Origin of the sequence: Nocardia jejuensis NBRC 103114 (assembly GCF_001613145.1) — a bacterium.
Taxonomy (GTDB): Bacteria; Actinomycetota; Actinomycetes; order Mycobacteriales; family Mycobacteriaceae; genus Nocardia; species Nocardia jejuensis.
This window is the reverse complement of record NZ_BDBU01000019.1, coordinates 302200-317793: the sequence shown is the minus strand read 5'-3', so window position 1 is coordinate 317793 and position 15594 is coordinate 302200. Positions and strand designations below refer to the sequence as shown.

Genomic DNA, 15594 nt, shown 5'->3' with positions numbered 1-15594 from the left:
TCGGTGTCGGTGGGGTGGTGGGTGTGGTGGAGCGTGCGCGGGTGCGGGATAGTGGCTGTTCGGGGCGGTGTTTACCCCTTGTCGCTGCGCGGCGGCCGCGACTTGCCTCCTCGCGCGTCGGCGCTGGTGGTGGCGGGTTCTCGCGGCGTACGGTGAAGATCGTTGTTCGTTCGGGCGGTTGGTCCGATCGGTTCATTGCCACCGGGCCCCTGTTCGCGAGAATCGGCCGTGTACCGGCCGGAAAGGGCGGGTCATGGCTACACATTCGGCGGGTCCGGCGGTAGCTGCACGCAAGCTGGCGCGTGAGCGGATGGCGGCCGCGCAGAAGGAACTGCGCCAGCGCCAAGCCTCCGATACCGAAGACCTGGCGGCGTTTTTCACCTTCGGGGCCGCACTCGAGGCGGCGGCGGTCAAACGCGAGGATGCGCTCGCGGCGGCAGAGTCCGCTTTCGTGGACGCGCAAGCGCGGATCCGTGCGGGGCAGGGGCAGACCTTGGGCCGTATGCGTGAGCGGGGTAGCAGTGTCGAGGAGCTGGCTGCGCTGACGGGCCTGGACGTGCGCGAAGTGCGGGCACTGCTCAAACCGCGCGTCACTGCGGCGCCACCGACCGAACCGGCGGCGGCCGCGCCGGCGGCCGTCTCGCCACCTGCGGATGGCAGGGACCAACCGGCCGGGTAACTGCCAGCAGACACAAAAATGCCCCTGTTTGGGCCGGTCCATACCCGGTCCAAACAGGGGCTTTCATCGTACCCGCACGGCACGCGGCGGTGGGTGCCTAGGCACATCGTTGTGTCTGCGAGAGTGCGACAGTGGTGGTCAGAGTCGAGTGACGGTCTGGTGGCACGTTGTGCCGGGGTCCCATGAGTGGAACCGGCTTCCGCCACCGTCGATGGCGAGAGAGAATCCGTGCTGCGATACGTCGTTGATTCGGCCGGAGCATTCGTGAAGTCGCGTGCCGCTCGGGTGGGGTGGGTCGAATTCGCGTCGGATGTGGATGTGGTCGCTGATGGCGAGTGTGGTCCAGTCGGGTCCGGTGTAGGGCATGGTGCTCCTTGGGCTGGTCAGGGGCGGGGGTGTGTGGCGCGTTCGGTGATGGCGGCGAGTCGGGTGCGTTCTTTGCGCCATTGGCGTAGGGCGGTGCCGGTGGTGCGTTCGAGGTCGCGGATGGGGGCGTGGGCTTCGCCCATCTGGGCCATGCGGGTGCCGGTGGTGATGAATCGGCGGCGGTAGGAGTCCTCGACGACGTGTTCGGCGCTGGCCCATGGGGTGAGCGGGTTGCCGAGTGTGTAGATCTCGGCGACGCGCATGGTGATGCGGTGTGCGGTGAGGTGGAATTCCGCGGTGAGTTTGGTGTCGAGGCTGATCGCGAGCGCGGTGACTGCTTGCGGGGTGGGGTCGCGGTGGCGTTGTTGCACGAGTACGCGGATGAGCACGTAGATGGCTCGGCAGTCGTAGTTCTGGAAGTCCTCGGCGCGCACGAGGGTGAGGATGTCGGTGGCCTCGTGCTGGGTGAGGCGCAGCATGGCGGCGATGAGGTTGGGTTCGGGGCTCATCGCGTATTCGGTGCGGCGTTCGATGGCCGCGTCGATTTCGGCGACCACCTCACCGGTCTCGGCCGTGGTGGGGTGGTCAGTGGGGATGGCAGGGTGTGTGGTGCTGGCCATCGGGTTCGGCTCCTTCCTGCGGTGTGGTGGTGGGGCGGATCGGGCTGCGAGCGCCTAGCCAGTGGTGCAGGGCGGTGCAGTCGCGGTAGCGGTGCCCGTGGCGTTCGGTGGGTGGGAGTTGGCGGTAGTCGTCGGCTTCGCGGTCCCACAGGTCCTCGAGGACCGCGGTGAGGGCGGTGAGGATGTGCGGGGGAAGATCGGCCGGGGTGGCGTGGACGGGCATGGTGGTTCTCCTGACCGGTTCAGGGGGTGGGGCGGAGGATCGGCATGAGGTCGTGGGCATTGAGGCGGGCGGTGCTGGGGTGCGCGTAGGTCAACGCGACGATCAGCGAGTCGTGCATGTCGGGTTCGATGGCTATGACGTGCGAGAGGATCTCGTTGCTGAGGTGCGTGATGTGCGCGGGTGGGATGGGGTCGCGGAACGCGACGGCGTCCCCGACTCGGATGGGCCGCGCGGCGATGCCTTCGGGGCAGTCGCACAGACCGATGTGTGATTCGGTGTTGTTCCAGGGCCGGTGGGTGAGGCGGTCGGCTTCCGCGGCGGCGAGTGTGCCGAAGCATCGGGTGTCGTAGCCCCACGCGCTGCGGTAGTGGACGCTGTAGTGGTCCATCGTTTCGAGTCCGAACCCGAGGTGTGCCAAGCAGGCCACGTTTGTGCATTGGGTGTAGTAGCTGCGGGCGCGGGTGGTGAGGTCGTATCCGGTTCGGAACTGCATGGTGGACTTGTGGGGGCATTGCGCGGTGGGCATGGCTCTCCTTGGGTGGTGGGTGTGCCTGTCCGAGCGGGTTTTCGCGGGGCCGGTGGGGACACCGGCGTGAGCCGGGGACCGGCCGTGCGGGGGCTGGTGGCCGGCCGCTCGGACAGGCACAGCACGGAGCGCAGCGAGTTCCGTTCGGGGGCGCTCGCTGCGGGGATGGGGTGCCTTCGCGGGACCAGCGGTGTTCACCGCTGGTCCCGCGTCGACGGCCGGTATGGGCCTGGTGGTGCCGCTGCTAGAGAATCTGGAGCTGTTCGCCGGGCTGCGCGGACATGCGCTGCGCGCGTATCGGCGCTGGGGCGTCGAGATGTTCGGTACGTGGACTGCTGTAGCGGCACGTCACGGGTTCGCCGTTGTGCTTGCCGCAGCATGTGAGGAGATCAGCGACTATGACGCGCTGGTCATGGGTGAGGCGTCGGCGCACCTGGGCTTCGTACTCGTCGATTCGGGAGCCGTACAGAGCTTCGTAATGCGTGCGTTCGGTGACATGGCCGTTCGGGTCGAAATCGGGCAGTCCTGCCGCGTCCCACATGCGGAAATAGAGTCCGGCGGCGGGAGAACTGAGCGGAGCCGCGAGACTGGCCGCGCGCAGGACGCACAGGACTTCGACGGCTGTTGCGTGACGGGTGTCGCGGCCGGTGGCGATGCGCTCGAGCAATTCGCGGTAGTGGGCGCGGTAGGCAAGTTCGCTGGGCTTGTCCTCTCCGATGCCCAGTACACCGAACGAATGCCACAGGATGTCCGCGTGGGCGGGGTGGCGCTTCTGGGCGGCGGCTATCTCGTCCTCGGCCCAGTGCATTCGGTCTTCGACGATCGCGTACGCCGTGCAGATGGTGGACACGATGGCCGAGATTTCGTTCTCGGCGTCGGTGTAGGTGGTGGTCATCTGGTGCCCTTCGGTGTGGATGTGTGGCAGGGCCGAACGGGTATGGATCGTTCGGCCCTGCCTGGATCGGTGCCTGGTGGTGGGGTGGGGTTAGGTGGTCTCGGCGCGGCGGGCGATGCCCTCGAGGACGTACGGGCTCTGGGTGCGGTCGCTGTGGCGCGGCTGCTGCCGGGGCGGAATGCCGTTCTTGCGGCCCTGGTCGTCCATGGCGTTGCCGTGGCGTACCAATGCGATTCGGGCGGCCGTGAACGGAATGTCTCGGTCGCTGTAGCGGCGGAAGCCGGTTTTGACTGTGCGACTGATTCGCACCGTGTTGCGGGCGGGGTCGATTTCCTCGACGGTCCATCGGGCTTTGCCCTCGACGCCTTCGCGCGAGATGGTGTGCACGGTGTCGCCGATGTAGATGGCGGGGTCTTTCGGCTTGGGCATCGGGGTTTCCTTTCGGGTCACCAGGTGAGGACGGCGGCGTGAAGATCGGTGCCGGGCATCGGCTGCCCGGCCGGTATCGAACGGATCAGCGGGGTATCTGCCGGGATGTGCTGGGCGGCGTATTCCAGGGCCGGACCCAGTACGTGTGAGGCGGTCGCGGGGATGAACGCGTGAATTTCGTTGGGGCCGCACACGATTGCTTGCCCGCTGCGCACGCTGTCGATGAACCGGCGATGTCCGGGCCATGTGTCGCCGGGGACCGGTGAGGCCATAGCGGCGGTTTCGTACTCGGCGCGGTCGCGAAAGAAGTAGCGGGCGCGCTCGGCGATGCCTTCGGCGTCGCTGAGGTAGCGCACATCGATACCGGCCGGGGTGGTGTCGGCGCGGGTGACCGGCTCGCCGTTGTCGAGTTTGCGCTGTACCTCGGCGACGGCTTTCCAGTGCTCCGGTGTGAAATACCTTGCGCGGCTGCAATTTTCGAGAGCTTCGGTGAACTCGCCCGGTGGCACTACCGCGAACGGGTGATAGAGCTTGTCGTCTTCGATGCGCAGATACATCGGGGTTTCTCCTTGCTGGTGAGATAGCAAGGGCCCGAACGGTTATGGAGTGTTCGGGCCCTTGCCTTCGGGTGGTGCGCGGGTGGGCTAGTGGTCGTGGCGGGCCATGATCGTGAACACCGGGTTCGCGTCGTCGCCGGGGCCGATGTGGATGGTGAGTGTGATGGGCTTCGGGGTGGGCTCGGGGTCGGGATCGTCGGCGATGATGCGCGCGACGGTGAACTCGACGCTGTGGGTGGCGGTGTTGGTGCGGATCGCGGAGGCGATCGCGAAATGCGCCATGGTCAGCACATCCCACAAGCGGCCGGTTTCGTCCTGGCAGTGCCCGCCGTCGGCGGGCCACGCGATTGCCTCGTGCCAGGCGTGTTCGGCGACCGCGACCGGGTACCGGAAGCCGTACTCGCTGGCGGTGGCGGTGACGTCGTGCAATACGCCGTCGGCGATGGCCTGGGCGCGGGTGTAGGCGTCGATGATTTCCGCGTTCTCGGACATGTCGAATCTCCCTCGGTGGGTGGTGCGGGCGAGGGGTCCGGGCGTGTATGGAACGTCCGAACCCCTTGCCCGCGTGGTGGTTACGCTCGTGTCAGAACGGGATGGGGCGGTCGTGCACTTTGAGCAGTCCCGCGACCGGGTAGCCGAGCTCGGTTTCGAGCACGCCGAGGAACGCGCTGCCGGGGTGTCCGGCGTAGTTGCCCCCGAACGTGGTGTGCTCGGGGTTGCGCTGGATCTGGCCGCTGGTGCTGAGTCCGATGGGCTCGAGCCATGCGCGCGGGGTGCTGTCTCCGGCCCGGGTCACGATCACCACCGCGACGGCGCGGGCGGGGTCGGGGCACTCGGTGTTCTGCCATACCGGGATCGGCTTGTAGCGGGTGGTCCGCTCGGCGCGCAGGATGCCGGTCACGTACAGGACTCGGGTGCGGGCGCTGATGCCTCCTTTGCTGTGGTCTCGGGCGTCGGTGGTGTTGCGGTAGACCTCGAGCGGGAACCCCTTCACTGCGACCCGTGTAGGGGTCGGGAGAATGAGAGTCATCGCGCTGCCCTTTCTGAATTGTCGAAATAGCGGAGCCATTCGGGGCCGTCGCATTCTTCGGCCCATTGTTTGATGAGTTTTCCGTGTTCGCAGATTTCTTTTATTCGCCTCCTGTTCTTGTCGGCGCGCTGGGTGAGCCATGTTGCGTAGCGGTGCGCGTCGGCGTCCTGGTCGCTGTCGAGCACGGTTGTCGCGAACTCGTAGGCGTGGCCGTAGAGGTACGCGATATCGGCGCTGACCTGCATTAAATCGGTGAAGAGTTCGCGATCCGATGCGGGTCGGGGTGGGCTGGTCGTGATCATGCGCGGCATCCTCTCGTTGCCCGCGCGCGGAAGGAATGCGCGCGGGAGGAGTGATTGTGAGCCACTGTGAATTTGTCAATGAGATCGACTTCTCGCGAAGACGGGGCCGAGGATCTGCCCCACTTCCAACATCTCTAAGAATACGCTTTTTTATGAACTTTGGAGGTGGATTGGATGAGATGTCGGCCTGGAATTTTTCCGTCTTTTCGTGGTTTTTCCGTGTTTTTGTTCTTGATTTTCTTTGCTGCCCTTTGCAAGCCTCGCCTCCCCGGCGTGAGGGGCGGGGGTCTCGGGGGCAGCGCCCCCGGTGCGCGGCCGCAGGCCGCGGGGCACCCGGCGAAGGACCGCACGTCGGGTGGGGGTGTCGGTGTGTTCCTTCGCTGAGCCTGGGGCGTCTCGATCACGGTGGCGCAGGGCGGGGCAAGGGCACGGGTTTCGCCCTTGAGCCGTCCTGTGCTGCCGTGATAGCCCCTGGCGGGGGTCAGCGAAGGGGCGCGCCGACACCCTGCCGGGCCGCAGACGCGCGAGCGACGCTCGCGGATCCGGCCGTCGGTCACTCGTGGGTGAGAGGTCGGCAGGGACCGGTGTGGCGCGGACCGGTCCCGGTCGAGGGGTGAGCCTGCGGGAGCTACGCGGGCCGGGGACGGTCGGCGGTCGCGGTAGCTCTGGGTGTTCGTGTTCTGGTCCGGGGCGAACGTGGTGGGTGCTTCGCCCCGGGCTCGCGGGGGACGTTTATCTATTGCGGTTGTCGTAGTTGCGTGGGTAGTCCGGGTCTGCGGCGGGGTGGGTTCTGGCGAACCATGCGGGCAGCACCGTGCCTTCCCACACGGTGGTGAGGCGATATCGGGGCATCCCCATGATCGGGCGGTCGATCTCGGTGACGTGCACGATGCGTTTGCGTGTGCGGGTGAGTCGCGCCTGGCGGACGTACTGGCTCACGTCGGTGAGGTCGTCGCACTGGGGGCCGCGCGCGTCCCATCCGGTGTCATCGTCGTTGCGGATCAGCAGCCGGATCGGCTGATAGACGGGCTGATAGCTGGGCATCGGGGCCTTCCGGGTCGGTAGGAGAAATCACGGGCAGGGCACCGGGTCGCGGTGCCCTGCCCGTGGGGTGTGGTCAGGCGGTGGCGGTCTTCTGGGCCTCGGTGATGGCGTCGGTGAGGCTGATTTCGCCCATGACGGCGCGTTCGATCGGGCCGGGGGTGTATCCGGCGCTGACCAGCAACCGCAGGTAGCGGGCATAGCCGCTGGTGTCGCGCAGGTAGCACACGTGCGGGTTGTCCTGGGTCACGCGCCAGTAGTTCGGGCGCTTGACGTCGGCTTGCATCGCGGCTTCGGTGGCTGCGATGAATGCCGTGGCGGTCAGCATGAGCGCACGCGCGTCGGTGGTCTTCTGCTTGTCGGGGGCGAGAGCGTCGTCGTAGCCGCTGATCTTGGTGGCATCGGCGGTGCGGCCGTACCCGATTTTCAGCCCGGTCCATTCGGCGATGAGACTGCGCGCGTTGCCGTCGGACAGGGCGGCGGGATCGGTGAGCAGGTTGTGCGCGATCCACTGCGTGAACCCCTTGGGCAGTGTCTTTCGCTTCAACAGCGTGCCGGTGATGAACTCGCGGCGTGCCTCGGTATCGATGCGCGCGAACGTGTTGGCGTGCATGGCGCGCTTGTTGGCCGCGCCCTGGTTCGGGTCACGCGGGACGCTGCTGGTGGTGGGCGCGATTTTCAATCCTGCGGCTTTGCGGTCGGTGCAGTAGTAGGCCGCGACCGGGGCCGCGTCGAACCGCACCTGTGCGGCGTGGTGCTTGCCTTCGGCCGGGACCGCGTCGGGGTCGAGGTAGGTGGCGGGGTCGATATCGCTGTCGGTGATCGCCTCGCCGGTCGCGATCAGCACGGGGGTTTCCTGGTGGCTCAGGAACACCGACCAGTGCGCGGGGCTGGTGACGTCCTTGACGGTGGCGGCGCGGCCGCCGGGGGTGATGAGTTCGGAGAGCTTCTTGGGCCGGGAGGTGTCCCACTGGCTGGGCTCGTGGTCCATGACCGTGTAACCCTTTTTCTTGAACTCGGCGCGGGCCTTGCGCACGGCGGCGGCGGCGCGGCGTTCGTGCCCGATGCTGATGAGAGTGCGATCGAACTGACCGGAGCGGGCACCAGTGATGAGGCGTTTCATTTCCTCGGCGGTCGGGTCGAGCTCGGCGGCTGCGGCGGCTTGGAGCAGGTCGAGTTCTCCGGCGACGGCGGCGGCCTGCGCGGCGGTGGCGGCGCGGGCCTTGCTGATGCGCCGCACGGCGGTGGCTTCGCGGGTGCTGATGTTTTTCAGGCGCTGGTTCACCTTGGCCGGGGTTTCACCGAGTGTGAGCAACTCGAGGACCGTGCCGTACTTGTCGCTGTCGGTCATGGCCTCGCGGTGTTCGTTCTCGGCCCACTGGTCGCCGATTTCCGACACGCGCCGGGTGCTGTCGCTGGTGCCCTCGGGGGCGCGAACCAGCATGATCGGGCACGGCCGGTACTCGACCTGGCGGGCGGCCAGCGTGCGGCGGTGCCCGGTTTTGACCTGCAAGAATCCGTCGGGGTTGATCCATGCGGTGGGGCTCTGCTCGAACCCCTTCTCGGCGATGCTGGACAAGAAATCGGGTGTCAGTGTGGTGATGGCGTTGGTGCGAATGTTGTTGCCGAACACCAGGTCGTCGGGGTCTACCTCGATCACGGTGCGGCCGGTCGCGGTGGCGTCCAGGCGGGCGGCGTAGTCCACGATCTGCTCGGCGCTCAACGGCCGGGCCTTGCGCCTGCGCCATTCGGTCTCGACGCTCGGCTCGAACTGCTCGATGGTGGATTCGTTGGCCGGGAGTTGTTGCGCGGCAACCGATTCGGCGGTGTCGCGTGCGGTAGTGGTGGCGATGCTCATGTGGTGCTCCTTCGTCGGGTGGAACCGGGCTCGCCGCGCGGGTATGGATCGCGCGGCGAGTGATGAATGGGCGTGGGGTACGGGTGTTTTCGGTGCGGGCGGCGCGCGGGCTCTCGACATGGGGGTCACGGGTGCTGGCGTTGCCGCCACAGGGTCAAGTGGGCGATGAGGTCGTCTACCTCGTGGGGCAGTAGCCGGGTCTCGTGACCGTCGCCCTGGGGATCGGTGGACACGATGCCCATCTGCCCGGGCACGTGATCGGTGAGATACAGCTGGTGGCCGTTCGTGTCGATATGCGGGTGAGTGTGGGACCAGGTGCGGGGCACTCGAACTCCTGTCAGGGGTGGGTGATGTCGTGCTGTTCCTGGTACTCGATGGCGTCGCGGCGCTGAGCCTGGTGGGGGCTGAGGCCGTCGTATTCGGCCTGGTGCAGGTCGCACAGCCGGTCGGCGTCGGGGTCGTCGTCGGCGGTGTCGAGGCACCATGGGCATCGCGTGGCCATAGCGGGTTCCTTTCGGTTGCTACACAGGGGGTTTCGGGGCAGGCACCGGGCCGGTAGGCCCGGTGCCTGCACGGGTGAGGTGGGTCAGCGCATGAGGTGGCGCGGGCCGGTAGGGGTGTGGGCGGCGTGCGCGCGGGTGACGGCGGCGCGGACTTCGGCGGGGTGGGCGCGCTGGATGATGGCTTCGTGCAGGGCGGGGGCGAAGGGGTGGTGCGGGTCCGCGCGCAGCGCGGTCTCGATCGCAACGAGGGAGGCGGCGGTTTGGCCGGTGCGGGTGTACATGGCCAGACTCAGCAGGGTTGCGGCGTTGGCTTGGTCGTTGCCCTCGGTGGCGCTGACCAGGATTCCCAGCACGACAAGGTCGGTGGCGGGGTGGGTGCCGGGCGGGTAGCGGCCCTCGATGCTGGCCAGATCGGCGATCTCGTCGCGTACTCGCCCGCAGCGCAGCGCAATTGCCAGCTGTGCGAGATCGGCCGGGTCCACGTCGGTGATGTCCTGGTCGAACCGGGCGAAGTAGGTGGTGACCTGTGCGAGTGCGTCGCGGTAGTAGCCGTCGGGGTCGTCGCGGCGGATCGCGGCGGCCAATCGCTGGTCGGCGTCGTGTTGGGCGGCGGGTAGGTGCTGTGCGAGTCGGTTGGTGAGTGCGCGGTCGGGGGCGAAGAGTGCGAGCGCTTCGGCGCGCTGGCTGTGCGGGGCGGTGGCGATGTGTCCGGCAAGGCGCGCGGTGATCGCGTCCGGATCCCCGAGCTGGCCGGTGCGGGGAACGCCGTTGAGGGTCCACCACGGGGCGGCCGTGGCGATGGTGGGGGTGCCCCATTGCCCGGCGGCGGCGATGCCGTGGTTGCCGAGCATGTCGGTCAAGGCTCCGGGCAGTGCGCGCAGACCGTCGGGCAGTTCGGCGATGGTGCCCGAATCGCCGGGGGGAGAAAGGTTCTCGCTGACCGCGATCAAGTAGCCGCTGTCTGCGTGGACGTGGCTGATGGTGGCGGTGATGCGCGCGGCGGTGACGTGCGCGCTGGTGGACATGGGCAAGACCTTGCGGGCGGTGATCAGCCCGTCGGAGGTCAGCAGCAGGACCAGCGACTCGGCCGGTGTGCAGCCGATCAGGGCGGGCAGTGCCGCGATCAGGTGGCCGGGATCAGCGGCCGGATCGTTGGAAGGAAATACGATCGGATTCATGACGGAACCTCCATGCGGATTCGATGGATGCGCCATGCGCGGCCGGGGGCAAGTATGGATTCCCCCCGGCCGCACATACGCGCGGGACGGTAAGTCATTCGTCACACTATGGAATTCTCAAAGGACATGAAACCGCTGATGGGACGCGGTCCGGGCCGTTGCTGCCCCTGTCTGCCTTACCCCTAAAGTATATCTCCAACTGGGTTGTTTTTTATGAACTTTAGCGTCATGTCGGGTGGTGTAAATGTTGTCGAGTTCGGCTGGAATTCCGTTCTTTTTCTTTGTGTTTCGGCTTGTGTTTTTGTCCTTCGCCCCCTTTTCTAGCCTGCTCCCGGCGAGGGCGGGGGTCTCGGGGGCTGGCCCCCGCACACGGCCGCAGGCCGTGGAGTTCTTCCCGGTATAGGACCGCGAGGTGGGGCGTGTCGGTGTGCCTCTTCCCTGAGCCTGGGGCGTCTCGATCACGGTGGTGCAGGGCGGGGCAAGGGCACGGGTTTCGCCCTTGAGCCGTCCTGTGCCGCCGTGATAGCCCCAGGAAGGGCTCAGGGAAGAGGCACACCGACACCCCGGGGACGGCACCGCGCGAGCCCCCGGCTCGCGGAGGTCGGGACCATTCGTGCCGCGGTGGCCGGCGCGCGAGAGGTGCACCGCACGTACCGGTCTCGGCTGGGAGGTGAGCCCGCGGGAGCTGCGCGGGCCGGGGACCGCGGCTGGTCGCGGCAGCTCCAGGAATGTGGTGTGGTTCGGACTCTGGCCGGCGCTGATCCGGGCATCCGCCCTCGCCTCGGCATATAAAAATGTAGGGTATTAGCTATGGCGATGGTGACGTTCTCGACGTTGTCTCAGAAGTGGGCCGCGCATATGAACGCCGCGCACGAGGACAACCAGGTCATCGTCGCCGAATACTCGAAAAAGCCTGCGGCCGTGCTGATCTCCCATGATCTATGGCTCATCGGCCAAGAACGCGCCGAAGAACCGGCCCGCTTCGAGACCCTCAAATCCGGGCAGGTCCCGGGTTCACTCAAACCGATCCGGCTCGGTCTGGGCGCGGGCCGTCACACGGTGGTGACGGTGGACGGGAAACCGAAAGTCGCGTTCGCCCCGTACGAGTGGGCACGCGAGGTGTTCCCGGACCTCGGGCTGCCCGCGACTCCGGAGCCGGTGGGGTGCGCGATGATCGTGTACCGCAGCGCCCGGCACGTGGGCGAACAACTGAGCGTCTACGCGGGATCGGCGGATCCGGATCGGGAGATGGATCGGCACCTGTCCTCGACGGGACGAGCCCGGATTCCGGCGATGCGCCGCGAGCGGATCCGCGCAGTCGTGTACGTGCACGAAGGTGTGGTGGCGCGGGTGCGCGCGGTGGATCAGGACGGGCGGTGGGAGGAACCGGCAGGGGATCCCCGCACGATCGCACCGGTCTCGGATCCGTTGACACCGTTGCAGATCGACCGACGCACCCCGGGCTTGGGAATCTACCCCGGGGACAAGCGCGAGTCGCGGTGGGCGATCTGGCGCGAGTACATCGACCTGGACACACGCGACTGACCCCGGTGGGCGCCTGCGCGCCGGCTGGTGACCCGTGATGGACCCGGCGGATGATGTTGTGGACCACCATCGATCCCGGGGCCGAAAGGCTCGGATTCGATCGCGAATCGGTGGTCCGCGTGGGGTATGAGGCACGAATACGTGGGGCCCGTGACGAGTACGGCGCCCGCGCGGTGGCCTGGGAATGTTGTCGGTGCACTTTCTGGCAGCTGAGGCGCAGCTGCTCGAAATGTGCCATGTATCAACGTATCCCGTCTTCTGGCGCGGATTGCGTACATAGAATTGGGTGATGCGCGCCGAGGTCGGCTCGTGTATGCCGCACCGTGAGCCTGCGTTCGCGGCGCGGCGTGGCAATGGTGTTGCCTCACAAAGGACTCGTTCATGCGTATCCACAGTGACGCGGTGGTGGACATCGCGTACGCCGCGGCGCGGATGCGATGGGCGTGGCATGTACCGGATCTGGATCGGTTCTGCGCGTTGCTGGGGTGGACGCTGCACAGGCGTGCTGGGTCGTGCGCGTCGCTGATCACCGATCTGGACGTCAGTCGTGCGTGGGCCCTGGTGTCCTTGTCGGGTGAGGACGTGTGCTCGATCTGGGTGTGGCTCTCGGACGAGGTGGATTCACCCGATGAGGACAGCGATCTGGATATCGCGTGTGGGTTTCACGAAGCGGTGATGTTGATGTGGGACGAATTCGGGCCACCTACGAGTGAATCGTTCGAGGAGGAGGAATCCGCCGCGCATTGGGAATTTCCCGGCGTGACGGTGTCGTTGGTGGCGAGCCGGCACGTGCTGCACGCAGAGGTCACTGATCCGCGGTACCGCAGTGAGCGTTTCGATCGGCTGGCCAAGACCTGGCTCGGCTTCTGGATTCAGTACGGGTGCTGACCACGTCACCGCACGAGCGGTGGATACCCGACTCCGGCCAGCGACGTTGTTGTCACACAACAGCGAGGCTGGTCGGAGACTTCTGGGTGAGGTCAGGGGCGTGCGAGACGGCCGTGGTCGATCCCTGCCAGGAATGCCTCCCATTGGGCCGGGGTGAAGTGCAGGATCGGCCCGCGACGGTTGTCCTTGCTGTCGCGCACTCCGACCAAGCCGTTGGCGAGGGACAGTGCCACCTCGACGCAGTTTCCGCCGTTTCCGCTGTAGGAGGATGTGCGCCACACTGCGCTGGTGTGGTCGGTCATGCTGGGAGTCCTTCCATCGCTGACTTGATGAGTTCCTTGGACGCCGTCGCGCTGAGCGCGGATTTCTTCAGGTCGCGCCAGACCAGCTCGTAGGCCTCGGCTTCCTCGGGCTTGTTGAGATACATCGCTCCAGTGAGTGTGTCCACGTAGGCCACGGGTGGCTCGATCGGGGTGCCTTGCGGGTCCTCGGGAAGTCCAGCAGCGTGAAAGCGCTCGCGACCATGCCCGCGTGCATTCCAGCCGAGAGCGGCAAAATCCTGATCGATACGCCTTTATGATCCGCGACCTGCAGGAGATGTTCGAGTTGCCGGCGGTAGAACTCGGGCTGGCCGAACGGGCGCTGGATGACCGCGGCGTCGAGCATGACCTCGAGGCGAGGGGCATCTGCACGGCTCAGGAGGGCTTGGCGGTCCATTCGGACCTGGACGCGCCGCTCGATCTCCTCGGCGGTGAGGTAGCCGGTGGGCTGGTGGGCGAGGGCTTCGGCGTATTGCTTGATCTGCAGAAGCCCAGGAACCAGCTTCGATTCGTACTGCCGGATCGACGTCGCTGAATCTTCCAGCATGACGAAAAGCCCGAACCAGTCCGGGAGTTCGGTCTCGGTGTAGTCGTGCCACCAGCTCTTCTTGCGGCCGTTGCGTGTCTCGGCTGTCAACGCCAGGAGCACCTGGCGGTCGCCGTCGCTGACCTTGTAGGCATCGAGCAGCAGGTTGACCTCGGCGGCTTTGAACCTGACGCCTTCTTCTCCGTCCTCCATGCGAACGATGGTGGAGCGGCTCAGGTCGGCGATCTTCGCGGCCTGGGTCTGGGTGAGTTCGACGCTGTCGCGCAGCTCTCGTAACCGACGTCCGATGTGTCGGCGGATGAGCGCGGTTCCGACTGTTCCCAGTGCCACGTCGAGCTCTCCAATCTCCGCGAGATGTGTCAGTCAATTTAAACAGTGACACATACGGGCGGCAAGAACTGTGTGAAGTCGGTCAATCCGTGCGACAAACGCACCTAAAGAGACATGCAAAATTGACACAATCTCAGTTTAGCTATTGTCTAGTCAGACTGACTGTAGGAGACTCGGGTCAGTGTTACCCAGGTCACTTCCCCTCGGCGGGGGCCTGCGGTTTCGCGGAGCGAAAACCAGAGCAGCCACGAGCGCAGGCGCGAGCCCGCCCGGGTCCAGCAGGGGTGAGACGCAATGCAATTCACATCGACAGTCGATCGAACACGTGCCTGCGGGCGCAGTGACGAGAGTGATCAGCACGAAAGCCCGGTGCCCCCGCGCCGGCCGGAGCCTCAGGACCCGGTCCACGCATCCGCTGTGCAGCGATGCCTGCGCTACACGCAAGATCTAGGACTGCCCGCGTTCCTGGAACCGGGCACACGGCGGATCCTGCTGGACACCAACACCGTCGGGGCAGTGCTGATGCCGTGGCAGCTCGGGCGGACGGTCGCCCACCGGTTGCGCTGGGAAGGTCAGCTCGGTCCGGTGATCCTGCATCCCCACTCGGACCGATCCACCTTCTTGACCCAGCCACTCGACGAGCAGGCGAGCGACGGGCCCGCGAGCGATCTGAGCCTGCTGGTGCGCATGAACGTCGGCATCGCCTCGCGGCGAGTGCGAGTGGTCCTTCCCTCTCCCGTCGATGAGGACTCGGGCTTTCGGATCTGGCTCGGCGAGCCCAACCTCTGCTTACCGTCACAGCGCGCGGTCTTCGACGCGCTGACCGGGGCTGTCTCGGTAACAGCGAGTGCACGATGACAGCGACACCCGGGTTCGGGGACGGCAAACCGACGATGTTCGGCTACCTGCGCGAGGACCTGCTGAGACCGGAGCAGATCGCGCAGATCTCGTTCCTGATGGCCGATTTCACCACTGTGCAGGGCTGCGGTGAACTCACGCTCTATCGCGAAACCGGCGCGGCGGGTGAGGCGATGCGGGATCTGACAAGCAGAGCCGCCACCGTGCCGGATCCGTGCGTGGTCGTGCCGACACACGCGCACCTGGAAGGTCTGGGCGAAGCGAAAGCGGTGATCCTGGAACGGCTTTGCGCCCTCGGCGCGAGGATATGGTCGCTCAACACCCCGGAGTGCCATGCCGCTCCGGCACACGACGGGGCGCCGGGTTCTGCGGAGCTGGACGCGGGCGCGGTGATGCTGAGCGCATTCACCTGCGCTGCGTCGCGCTCCTCGCAGCCTGTGGCGGGAATGCATATCAGCACCGATCTCACTCGTGCGGGCCTTCGGGGATTGACCGGCGCGGCCGAGCAGGTCGTGGGTGCGGTCATCTCGGAGGCGGCCGGTGAGAGTGGCGCCGCGACACCGGTATTCACCGCGATGGAAGCGCTGTACGGGGCGTTGGTCGCGGACCGCAATCAGCTGACGGTCAGATTGCTGTTGACCCCGGGGGCGCTGGTGGTCGAGATCCACGAAACACGTGATCACGTCACTGATCCACTCAGCGCGGTGGTGGCCGATGCCGGCCGCGCCGTGAGAGTGCGCGCCAGCGATGGCGGCACGCTTACTCGGTGCGCTCTGGATCTACCGCCTGGCTGGTCTCGGCTCGGCGCGGCGGTCGGAACCTATGCGTCGTTGGCGCGCGGTCGGACTCGGAGTTGGACGTGAACCCGGCCGGTATCGCCGGTGCGGCCGTGTCGGCGG

Annotated in this window: 22 protein-coding genes; 5 read left to right on the top strand and 17 right to left on the bottom strand. The window is 66.7% G+C overall.

What is annotated here, in order from left to right:
* The first annotated feature begins 253 nt into the window (after positions 1-253).
* Complete coding sequence (locus tag NJ1_RS39725; RefSeq protein ID WP_169813162.1) at positions 254-679, top strand: hypothetical protein; 426 nt, start codon at positions 254-256, stop codon at positions 677-679.
* A 383-nt stretch (positions 680-1062) separates the two neighbouring features.
* Here the strand turns inward: NJ1_RS39725 and NJ1_RS16610 are convergent, their stop codons facing one another.
* From NJ1_RS16610 to NJ1_RS16550, 14 genes are all read right to left on the bottom strand, one after another.
* On the bottom strand, positions 1063-1665 hold the full coding sequence (locus tag NJ1_RS16610) for a hypothetical protein (RefSeq protein ID WP_157574038.1): 603 nt from the start codon (positions 1663-1665) through the stop codon (positions 1063-1065).
* Entirely contained in the window at positions 1631-1888 is a 258-nt protein-coding gene (locus tag NJ1_RS16605) for a hypothetical protein (RefSeq protein WP_067694590.1), read from the bottom strand. The genes NJ1_RS16610 and NJ1_RS16605 overlap by 35 nt, the downstream gene beginning before the upstream one ends.
* 19 nt (positions 1889-1907) lie before the next feature.
* The gene (locus NJ1_RS16600) at positions 1908-2414 is read right to left on the bottom strand and encodes a hypothetical protein (protein ID WP_067694587.1); all 507 of its coding nucleotides are present in this window, start codon (positions 2412-2414) and stop codon (positions 1908-1910) included.
* Between the two features lie 244 nt (positions 2415-2658).
* A complete protein-coding gene (locus tag NJ1_RS16595; RefSeq protein WP_067694584.1) occupies positions 2659-3309 on the bottom strand; it encodes a hypothetical protein in 651 nt (216 codons plus the stop codon).
* A 90-nt stretch (positions 3310-3399) separates the two neighbouring features.
* Complete coding sequence (locus tag NJ1_RS16590) at positions 3400-3738, bottom strand: hypothetical protein (RefSeq protein WP_157574037.1); 339 nt, start codon at positions 3736-3738, stop codon at positions 3400-3402.
* 17 nt (positions 3739-3755) lie between these two features.
* Entirely contained in the window at positions 3756-4295 is a 540-nt protein-coding gene (locus NJ1_RS16585) for a hypothetical protein (RefSeq protein WP_067694578.1), read from the bottom strand.
* A gap of 87 nt (positions 4296-4382) precedes the next feature.
* On the bottom strand, positions 4383-4787 hold the full coding sequence (locus NJ1_RS16580; protein WP_067694575.1) for a DUF6573 family protein: 405 nt from the start codon (positions 4785-4787) through the stop codon (positions 4383-4385).
* A gap of 91 nt (positions 4788-4878) precedes the next feature.
* On the bottom strand, positions 4879-5325 hold the full coding sequence (locus NJ1_RS16575; RefSeq protein WP_157574036.1) for a DUF8317 domain-containing protein: 447 nt from the start codon (positions 5323-5325) through the stop codon (positions 4879-4881).
* Positions 5322-5627 (bottom strand): hypothetical protein, encoded by a 306-nt coding sequence (locus NJ1_RS16570; RefSeq protein ID WP_157574035.1) that lies wholly within the window; start codon positions 5625-5627, stop codon positions 5322-5324. The genes NJ1_RS16575 and NJ1_RS16570 overlap by 4 nt, the downstream gene beginning before the upstream one ends.
* Positions 5628-6359: 732 nt before the next feature.
* Positions 6360-6671, bottom strand: a complete 312-nt coding sequence (locus NJ1_RS16565; RefSeq protein ID WP_067694567.1) for a hypothetical protein — start codon at positions 6669-6671, stop codon at positions 6360-6362.
* Positions 6672-6744: 73 nt separating this feature from the next.
* Positions 6745-8526 carry a hypothetical protein gene (locus NJ1_RS16560; protein WP_067694564.1) on the bottom strand — a complete coding sequence of 594 codons (1782 nt, stop codon included), beginning with the start codon at positions 8524-8526 and terminating at the stop codon, positions 6745-6747.
* 125 nt (positions 8527-8651) lie between these two features.
* Positions 8652-8852: a hypothetical protein gene (locus tag NJ1_RS16555; protein WP_067694561.1), complete on the bottom strand. Its 201-nt coding sequence runs from the start codon at positions 8850-8852 to the stop codon at positions 8652-8654.
* Between the two features lie 11 nt (positions 8853-8863).
* A complete protein-coding gene (locus tag NJ1_RS39175) occupies positions 8864-9028 on the bottom strand; it encodes a hypothetical protein (protein ID WP_157574034.1) in 165 nt (54 codons plus the stop codon).
* Positions 9029-9112: 84 nt separating this feature from the next.
* The gene (locus NJ1_RS16550; protein WP_067694557.1) at positions 9113-10207 is read right to left on the bottom strand and encodes a DUF4192 domain-containing protein; all 1095 of its coding nucleotides are present in this window, start codon (positions 10205-10207) and stop codon (positions 9113-9115) included.
* A gap of 810 nt (positions 10208-11017) precedes the next feature.
* Between NJ1_RS16550 and NJ1_RS16545 the strand changes: the two genes are divergently transcribed.
* Together NJ1_RS16545 and NJ1_RS16540 are read left to right on the top strand one after the other, a co-directional pair.
* Complete coding sequence (locus NJ1_RS16545; protein WP_067694554.1) at positions 11018-11752, top strand: hypothetical protein; 735 nt, start codon at positions 11018-11020, stop codon at positions 11750-11752.
* Between the two features lie 381 nt (positions 11753-12133).
* The gene (locus NJ1_RS16540) at positions 12134-12640 is read left to right on the top strand and encodes a DUF6301 family protein (RefSeq protein ID WP_067694551.1); all 507 of its coding nucleotides are present in this window, start codon (positions 12134-12136) and stop codon (positions 12638-12640) included.
* A 92-nt stretch (positions 12641-12732) separates the two neighbouring features.
* Here the strand turns inward: NJ1_RS16540 and NJ1_RS16535 are convergent, their stop codons facing one another.
* The 3 genes from NJ1_RS16535 to NJ1_RS16530 are packed head-to-tail and all read right to left on the bottom strand — an operon-like array spanning position 12733 to position 13837.
* Positions 12733-12942 (bottom strand): DUF397 domain-containing protein, encoded by a 210-nt coding sequence (locus NJ1_RS16535; protein WP_067694548.1) that lies wholly within the window; start codon positions 12940-12942, stop codon positions 12733-12735.
* Positions 12939-13067 (bottom strand): hypothetical protein, encoded by a 129-nt coding sequence (locus tag NJ1_RS41015; protein WP_369690858.1) that lies wholly within the window; start codon positions 13065-13067, stop codon positions 12939-12941. The genes NJ1_RS16535 and NJ1_RS41015 overlap by 4 nt, the downstream gene beginning before the upstream one ends.
* Complete coding sequence (locus tag NJ1_RS16530; protein WP_218025212.1) at positions 13010-13837, bottom strand: helix-turn-helix domain-containing protein; 828 nt, start codon at positions 13835-13837, stop codon at positions 13010-13012. Before NJ1_RS16530 ends, NJ1_RS41015 begins: the two co-directional genes overlap by 58 nt.
* A 417-nt stretch (positions 13838-14254) precedes the next feature.
* Between NJ1_RS16530 and NJ1_RS16525 the strand changes: the two genes are divergently transcribed.
* Both NJ1_RS16525 and NJ1_RS16520 read left to right on the top strand, forming a co-directional pair.
* Positions 14255-14695: a hypothetical protein gene (locus NJ1_RS16525; protein ID WP_067694545.1), complete on the top strand. Its 441-nt coding sequence runs from the start codon at positions 14255-14257 to the stop codon at positions 14693-14695.
* Complete coding sequence (locus NJ1_RS16520; RefSeq protein ID WP_157574033.1) at positions 14692-15558, top strand: hypothetical protein; 867 nt, start codon at positions 14692-14694, stop codon at positions 15556-15558. The genes NJ1_RS16525 and NJ1_RS16520 overlap by 4 nt, the downstream gene beginning before the upstream one ends.
* Positions 15559-15594 lie beyond the last annotated feature (36 nt).